The 6,763-nt window shown below is 68.0% G+C and carries 8 protein-coding genes; 1 reads left to right on the top strand and 7 read right to left on the bottom strand.

The features are described from left to right. Nucleotides 1-92: 92 nt before the first annotated feature. The 7 genes from ACFU7D_RS27865 to ACFU7D_RS27835 all read right to left on the bottom strand — a co-directional run bounded on the left by ACFU7D_RS27865 (nucleotide 93) and on the right by ACFU7D_RS27835 (nucleotide 6,215). Entirely contained in the window at nucleotides 93-911 is an 819-nt protein-coding gene (locus tag ACFU7D_RS27865; RefSeq protein ID WP_378873430.1) for a substrate-binding periplasmic protein, read from the bottom strand. 120 nt (nucleotides 912-1,031) lie between these two features. After that, nucleotides 1,032-1,850, bottom strand: a complete 819-nt coding sequence (locus tag ACFU7D_RS27860) for a substrate-binding periplasmic protein (protein WP_378873428.1) — start codon at nucleotides 1,848-1,850, stop codon at nucleotides 1,032-1,034. Nucleotides 1,851-2,114: 264 nt separating this feature from the next. Next, nucleotides 2,115-2,927 carry a substrate-binding periplasmic protein gene (locus ACFU7D_RS27855; RefSeq protein ID WP_378873426.1) on the bottom strand — a complete coding sequence of 271 codons (813 nt, stop codon included), beginning with the start codon at nucleotides 2,925-2,927 and terminating at the stop codon, nucleotides 2,115-2,117. Nucleotides 2,928-3,103: 176 nt separating this feature from the next. Beyond that, nucleotides 3,104-4,135, bottom strand: coding sequence for an SIS domain-containing protein (locus ACFU7D_RS27850; RefSeq protein ID WP_091052671.1), 1,032 nt, complete (start codon nucleotides 4,133-4,135; stop codon nucleotides 3,104-3,106). Between the two features lie 7 nt (nucleotides 4,136-4,142). Beyond that, nucleotides 4,143-4,337, bottom strand: coding sequence for a Trm112 family protein (locus ACFU7D_RS27845; RefSeq protein ID WP_378729468.1), 195 nt, complete (start codon nucleotides 4,335-4,337; stop codon nucleotides 4,143-4,145). Between the two features lie 17 nt (nucleotides 4,338-4,354). Then, nucleotides 4,355-5,743 carry a phosphomannomutase/phosphoglucomutase gene (locus tag ACFU7D_RS27840; protein ID WP_378873424.1) on the bottom strand — a complete coding sequence of 463 codons (1,389 nt, stop codon included), beginning with the start codon at nucleotides 5,741-5,743 and terminating at the stop codon, nucleotides 4,355-4,357. A gap of 19 nt (nucleotides 5,744-5,762) precedes the next feature. After that, a complete protein-coding gene (locus tag ACFU7D_RS27835) occupies nucleotides 5,763-6,215 on the bottom strand; it encodes a DUF3499 domain-containing protein (protein WP_378873422.1) in 453 nt (150 codons plus the stop codon). On the opposite strand from ACFU7D_RS27835, the gene ACFU7D_RS27830 reads away from it, so the two are divergent. Beyond that, nucleotides 6,214-6,630 (top strand): metallopeptidase family protein, encoded by a 417-nt coding sequence (locus ACFU7D_RS27830; protein ID WP_378729458.1) that lies wholly within the window; start codon nucleotides 6,214-6,216, stop codon nucleotides 6,628-6,630. The genes ACFU7D_RS27835 and ACFU7D_RS27830 overlap by 2 nt on opposite strands. Nucleotides 6,631-6,763 lie beyond the last annotated feature (133 nt).

Here is a 6,763-nt window from a genome sequence, read left to right as displayed (position 1 = left end):
GCGAAGGGCAGAGAATACGGAGGCGACGGCCTGAGGCCCACTGTCGCTCGCTGGCGCTCGCTCATGCCGCGAACTTTAGCGGGTGCGAACTGCTACTCGACGCCCTGCTCCCGGAACCGCTCCGAGAGCGGGTACTCCTTGAAGTAGTCGGTCTTGATCCGCAGCCAGTCACCGTTGACGATCATCTCGTCGATCGCATCGTCGGCCTGGTCCCTGAGCCCGTCGCCCTTGCGGAAGACGAAGGCGATGGGGGCCTTGTCGGACGGGAAGACGATCCGCTCCTCCATCGGGATCGGGGCGCTCTTGATCAGCCCATCGGTGAACGGCGCGTCGTAGAAGAACGAGTCCGCCTTGCCCACGGCGACCGCCTCGAGCGCGGCCGCCTCGTTCTTCCGCTTCACGATCTCGGCCTTGGGAAAGCGTGCCTTGAGAATGCTCTCCTGCGCGGTGCCGTCCACGATGGCGACCCGGGTGCCGTTGACGTCCTTGAGCTTCTTGATCGGGGAGTTCTTCGGGGTGGTGAAGGACAGGTAGGTGACGAAGTAGGGGTGCGAGAAGTCGTACGCCTCCTCGCGCTCCTCGGTCACGCTCACCTGGGAGGCGATCATGTCGATCTTGCCTTCGTCGAGGGCAGTGAACAGGTCGGCGAAGTCCATCGGAACGAACGACGGCTTGATGCCGAGCGACTCGGTGACACCGAGGGCCACCTCGTAGTCGAAGCCCTTGGCGGAGGACCCGTCGGTGTAGTACACCGGGGCGCTGTCCAGCACACCGATCTTGAGCTGGCCGTCATCGGCCGCGCTGCTGCGCCTGGCAGAGGAGGGGCCGGTCGTCTCCACCGTGTTGGAGACCACGATCAGGATCACCAGAAGGGTGACCGCGCCCGCAAGGATGAACTTCAGGGATTTCATACGACGTCCTGGTTGGGGGGAGGGGTGCGCCGAGACGCTGCGACCTGGCTGAGCCAGGCCAGCGGGCATCGTAGGCTACTGGACTTCAGGCGCCCCAAGGCGGGGCGAGCGCCGTCAACCTCAGGCGCCCTTGTCCTTGAAGACCTCCGAGAGCGGGTACTCCTTGAAGTACTCCTTCTTGATCTTCAACCAGTCCCCGTCGAGGATCATCTGCTCGAGAACCCCGTCGATCAGCTCCTTGCGCTCGTCGCCCTTCTTCATGACGAAACCGATCGGAGCGTCGTCTGCCGGGTAGACGATCGCCTCCTTCAGCGGGAACTTGTCCTGCCAGCGAGCGATGATCGGCGTTGTGTAGGGGGCGTCGTAGAAGAACGCGTCCGCCTTGCCGTCCTGGATCGCCTTGACCGCGGTGTCCTCGTCCTTGGCCTTGATGATGTTGACGTCCTCGTACTGCTCGGCGAGGTAGCGCTCGTGGATGGTGCCCTCGACGACAGCGATGTTCTTGCCGTCGATGTCGTCGCGGTTCTTGATGGGCGAGTCCTCCGGGGTGAGGAACGACAGGTAGGTGACGAAGTAGGGCGCGGTGAAGTCGAAGTCCTGCTTCCGCTCCGCGGTCTCGGTGACCTGGGCTCCGATCATGTCGATCTCGCCGGCCTCGAGCGCGGTGAAGAGGTCGCTGAAGTCCATGACCTTGAACTCGGGCTTGGCACCCAGACCCTCGGCGACGCCGAGCGCCATCTCGTAGTCGAATCCTTTGGTCACGCCGTCGACCTTGTAGAAAGCGGGCTCGGTGCCGTCGACACCGATCCGCAGAGTGCCCCCGGCGGCGGCACTCTCCTGGTCGGTCGCCTTGGGGGCGGGGTCGGCGAAGTAGCCGCCGATGACCAGGACCCCTAGGAGGGCCAGGGCGCCGGCGACGACGAACTTGATGTGATTCATGCGGAAGTCCTGTGTTTTCGGGATGGTGGGGCATGCCCGTCACGTCGGCGCCGAGAATCCGAGACGTGCTGGCCAGGAGTGGCCGGACGATGTTGCATCAAACACCTGTCTGCCACCTCGCGTCCAGGTTTTCGAGGATCGTCGTCACTATCTGTGACGATCCGTGACCGAACCTTGACCGCAGTGCGTGACACAGATCACGCGCATCGTTCACCTTCAGGACGGCTTCCTCGGCGAACGAACCCAAACGCAGACAACCGCGCTTCAGGCGCCCTTCTCCCTGAAGAACTCGGAGAGCGGGACCGCCTCGAAGTAGTCCGTCTTGATCTTCACCCACTCGCCGTTGAGGACCATGTCCTCGATGACCCCGTCGATCCGCTCCTTGCGCTCATCACCCTCGCGAACCACGAACCCGATCGGCGCGTCCTCGGCCTGGTAGACGATCGGCTCCGTCAGCGGGATCGGCGCACCCTTGATGATCGACTCGGAGTAGGGAGCGCCGTAGAAGAACGCGTCGGACTCACCGCGCCCCATCGACCTGACCGCGGCGTCCGCGTTCTTGGCCTTGATGACGGTGACGTCCTCGTACTGCTCCTCGAGGTAGCGCTCCTGGACGGTGCCCTCGACGACGGCGACGCTCTTGCCGTCGATGTCGTCACGGGTCTTGATCGCCGAGCTCTTCGGGGCGAGGAAAGACACGTACGTCACGAAGTACGGAGCACTGAAGTCGTACTTCCGCTCTGCCTCCTCGGTCTTGGTGACCTGGGCACCGATCATGTCGATCTTGCCCGCCTCGAGGGCCGGGAAGAGCTCGTTGAACTCCATCTCCACGAACTCCGGCTCCGCGCCCATGCCTTCGGCGACGCTGCGCGCCATCTGGTAGTCGAAGCCCTTGGTCACGCCGTCGATCTTGTAGTACGACGGCTCGGCGCTGTCGACGCCGATCCGGAGGGTGCCGCCGGCCGCGGCGCTCGCTTCGTCGGTCGCGGGTGGAGCGGGGGCGGAGAGCCGGCCGCTGAAGAGGATCGCGCCCAGGAGGGCAAAGGCACCGGCGACGACGAACTTGGTCTGGCTCATGGGAGGGGGATCCTGTTCCAGGGTGGGGGTGTGACCGCTATGTGTCTGATTTGTTGCCAAATCAAACAGCGGTCCGCTCCCCCGCGTCCAGGGGTCGCCCACCATGGCGACGCGTCGCCGACACCCCTGAGCGTGAGACATGAGGCAGATCACATGGATCTGTCCGTCATCCGGAATTAACCTTCGTTAACCAGACCCAAACGCAGATACTCCGCGGAGTATGTCCCCTGGAGCAGCAGGGACGCGTAGCGGGCGACCTCCGTGGTCGTGTTCGCCTCGACCACCTCCACCCGTACGCCGCGCGTGTCCGCGGCCTCGGTGAGAGACCGCCGCTGCTCGACCATGATCGGATCGGTCGCACCGTCGTCGAGGATGACCAGAACGGGACGCGCGGAGGCCTGCTCCTCGGCGAAGGGGTCGTCGAAGACGTTGCGTGGCCGGGCGGCCTCGAGGACCGGGAGCAGGTCGTCGGCGTCACCGGCGATGGCGCCTCGGCCGCTGGCCCGGCGCAGGTTCTCGGCGACACGGCGGGCGGCGCGGGCGGCCAGGACGGAGCCACCCCACACGACCGGGAGCGAGTCGGCCAGCGAGATCGCCAGGATCTTGCCCGGGTTGACCGAGATGTCGCGATGCGGCGAGCAGGCGGTGGCGACGTCGTCGAGCGCGTCGGCCACCTTGTCCGCGTCGGCCTCCGGGCCGAGACCGACCGAGTTGAGGTAGGTGAGCATCAGGATCGCCATCGCGAGCGTGTCGCCGCCCTCGACCGGGAGCAGGGTGCTGTCGCGACCCTCGGCGTGCTGGGCGACCAGCGACTTCTCCGGAGCGGCCACGACCAGCTGGGCGCCGCGGCGGACGGCCTCGGCGGCGGCAGAGGCCTCACCCGGGTCGGAGCCGGTCGGGGCCAGCACGACCACGAGGTCGAGGCTTCCGGCCCAGCCCGGCAGGCCCGGAGCGGGCCAGGCGACGAACGGCACCGGGCAGAACGGCTCGAGGACGGCGCGCAGCAGGCGCGAGTCGGGACCTGCAGCGACGACGGCCCGGGGTCGGCCGGTCTCCGCGGCGCGGCGTACGGCCTCCTGCAGGGGCTCTGCGGCACCCGCAGCCTCCCGGCGGACCCGGGCTCCGGACTCGGCCAGAGAGCGCAGCAGCAGGTCGATCCCGGCCAGCGCTCGCTCGTCGTCGAGCCTCGACTCGTCGAACCAGGTCATCGCTGCCTCACTCGCTCTTGGTCGGACGAGCCTCGTCGATGAGCAGGACGGGGATGCCGTCGCGGACCGGGTAGGCCAGGCCGCACTCCCCCTGACAGACCAGCTCGCCATCCTGGTCGGGCACGGTCGCCTCGACGGGCAGCAGGTCGCCGTGGCACTGCGGGCAGACGATGATCTCGAGCAGCTTCTCGCTCAGGCCCAGGGGGGTCGTTGCGCCAGTCATGATGCGTTGTCCTTTCGGATGATCGCGAGCGCCTCGTCGCGCACGCGCTCCATGGTGATTGTGTCCTTGCCCTCCGCGTTGAGCCGCAGCAGCGGCTCGGTGTTGGAGGCGCGTACGTTGACCGACCAGTCGGCGTGGGAGAGGGTCAGGCCGTCGAGCTTGTCGACGGTGACACCGTCGCGCCCGGCGTACGCCTTCTCGATCTCGGCCACGGTGGCGGCCTGGTCGGGGACGGTGGAGTTGATCTCGCCGCTCATCGGGTAGCGGGCGTAGGCGGCCAGCAGCTCGCTCAGCGGCTGGTCGGTCTCGGCGAGGGCGCCGAGGACGTGCAGCGCGGCGAGCATGCCGGAGTCGGCGCGCCAGAAGTCGCGGAAGTAGAAGTGGCCGCTGTGCTCGCCGCCGAAGGCCGCCTCGGACTCGGCCATCACGGCCTTGATGTAGGAGTGGCCGACGCGGGTGCGTACCGGGGTGCCGCCGAGCTCGGTGACGATCTCGGGGACCGCGCGGGAGGTGATCAGGTTGTGGATGATCGTGGCGCCCGGCTCCTGGGCCAGGGCCCGTTCGGCGATCAGGGCGGTGATCGCGCTCGGGCTGACCACCTCGCCCTTATCGTCCACCAGGAAGCAGCGGTCGGCGTCGCCGTCGAAGGCCAGACCGGCGTCGGCGCCGGTCTCGCGCACCTTGGCCTGCAGATCGACCAACGTGGTCGAGTCGAGCGGGTTGGCCTCGTGGTTGGGGAAGGTGCCGTCGAGCTCGAAGTACATCGGGATCATCTCGACGGCTTCGGGGCCCAGGCGGCCGAAGACCGCAGGCGCGGTGTGGCCGGCCATGCCGTTGCCCGCGTCTGCGACGACGGTGAGCCGGCGACCCTTGACCGGGGCCAGACCGAGCAGGTGCGCGGCGTACGCCTCCAGCACATCGGTCTCGCTGATGCTGCCCGCGACATCGGCGATCGGAACCTCGCCGGAGATGACCAGGTCACGGATCTCGTCGAGCCCGGTCTCGGCGCCGACCGGGACCGCGTTGGCGCGGCACAGCTTGATGCCGTTGTACTGCGCCGGGTTGTGGCTGGCGGTGAACATCGCGCCCGGCAGCCCGAGGTGACCGGAGGCGAAGTAGAGCTCGTCGGTCGAGGCCAGCCCGATCATCGTCACGTCGGCGCCGGCCTCGGTCGCACCTTCGGCGAAGGCTCCCGCGAGCGCCGGGGAGCTGGGGCGCATGTCGTGGCCGACGACGATCTCGCCACGACGGGCGCCGGTGACGTGCACGAAGGCCCGCCCGGCGCGTCGGGCGAGGTTCTCGTCGATCTGATCAGGGACGGTGCCACGGACGTCGTACGCCTTGAAGACGGCGTTGGCGATGTCGGGGTCAACTCTCTCCGGCATGTCCGGAACTCTAGTCGTCCTACTCCGAGGTCAGCACGCGGAGGTGCCCGCGGCGGGTGCCGCCCGGACGGGGCTGACCGTCGTTCGCCCCCGGCTCCTCGGCGTCGTCCTGCCCAGGGGCCCCGACGGGCCCTCGCGGAGACGGAGCCGGCGGCCTCGCGGCCTCACGGACGGCATCGGCCAGCGCGAGCAGGTCGTCGCCCTTGGGCTGCGGGTCCACCGGCTCACGAGCCAGCCGAACCACCTCCCAGCCCCGTGGCGCGGACAGCCGCTCGGCATGCTCCTCGCACAGGTCGTAGGCATGCGGCTCGGCATAGGTCGCCAGCGGGCCGAGAACGGCCGTCTGGTCGGCGTACACATAGGTGAGCGTGCAGACGGCTTGACGCTGGCAGGCGGTACGCGAACAACGACGAGCAGTCACGGGTGAACCGTACTCCCCTGAGGCCAGCCGCGCAGTTAGGCTCGCGTACATGACCAGGCACAGGGATCGGCACGGCCGTGGGACACGTGGCCCGGTGGCCGTTCCCACCGACCCGAAGGTGCCGGTCCTGCGCACCCGCCGGGAGCGCTTCGACGACATCGCGCTTGCCATCGTGACCGAGATCGACGGTCGCTGGCAGTCACGGCTGGGCCTGATCGAGTACGCCGTCGAGGAGTCGCCCGACATCCCGAAGGACTGGACCGTCGACGATCACATCCCGCTCGGGTCGCTCGAGCGAGGCTCCGGCGCGAACCCGGCGCGGCTGGTGATCTACCGGCGGCCGATCGAGCACCGCTGCCACACCCGCTCCGAGGTCGAGGCGATGGTGCTCATGGTCGTGGTCGAGCAGATCGCGGATCTGCTCGGGATCGCCGCCGAGGATGTCGATCCGCGCTATCAGCCCTGATCTTTGATGCATGGCGCTCGGTGCTGTGTGTTCGTGGTTGGTCTGGGCCGCCGACCCTGTCCTCGAGTGTTTCTCGACCTGCCCCGGAGTCAAGGACGGCCTGCGGCCGCCGGCTTCGCCGGCCGCTTCGCGG

Origin of the sequence: Nocardioides sp. NPDC057577, from assembly GCF_042801335.1 — a bacterium.
Lineage (GTDB): Bacteria > Actinomycetota > Actinomycetes > Propionibacteriales > Nocardioidaceae > Nocardioides.
This window is presented reverse-complemented; position numbering and strand designations above follow the sequence as displayed.

What these genes read in the sequence shown, in the direction of transcription:
- ACFU7D_RS27840 (WP_378873424.1), bottom strand. Translation starts at nt 5,743, where the DNA reads ATGCCGGAGAGAGTTGACCCCGACATCGCCAACGCCGTCTTCAAGGCG.
- ACFU7D_RS27855 (WP_378873426.1), bottom strand. Translation starts at nt 2,927, where the DNA reads ATGAGCCAGACCAAGTTCGTCGTCGCCGGTGCCTTTGCCCTCCTGGGC.
- ACFU7D_RS27830 (WP_378729458.1), top strand. Translation starts at nt 6,214, where the DNA reads ATGACCAGGCACAGGGATCGGCACGGCCGTGGGACACGTGGCCCGGTG.
- ACFU7D_RS27850 (WP_091052671.1), bottom strand. Translation starts at nt 4,135, where the DNA reads ATGACCTGGTTCGACGAGTCGAGGCTCGACGACGAGCGAGCGCTGGCC.
- ACFU7D_RS27835 (WP_378873422.1), bottom strand. Translation starts at nt 6,215, where the DNA reads ATGTACGCGAGCCTAACTGCGCGGCTGGCCTCAGGGGAGTACGGTTCA.
- ACFU7D_RS27865 (WP_378873430.1), bottom strand. Translation starts at nt 911, where the DNA reads ATGAAATCCCTGAAGTTCATCCTTGCGGGCGCGGTCACCCTTCTGGTG.
- ACFU7D_RS27860 (WP_378873428.1), bottom strand. Translation starts at nt 1,850, where the DNA reads ATGAATCACATCAAGTTCGTCGTCGCCGGCGCCCTGGCCCTCCTAGGG.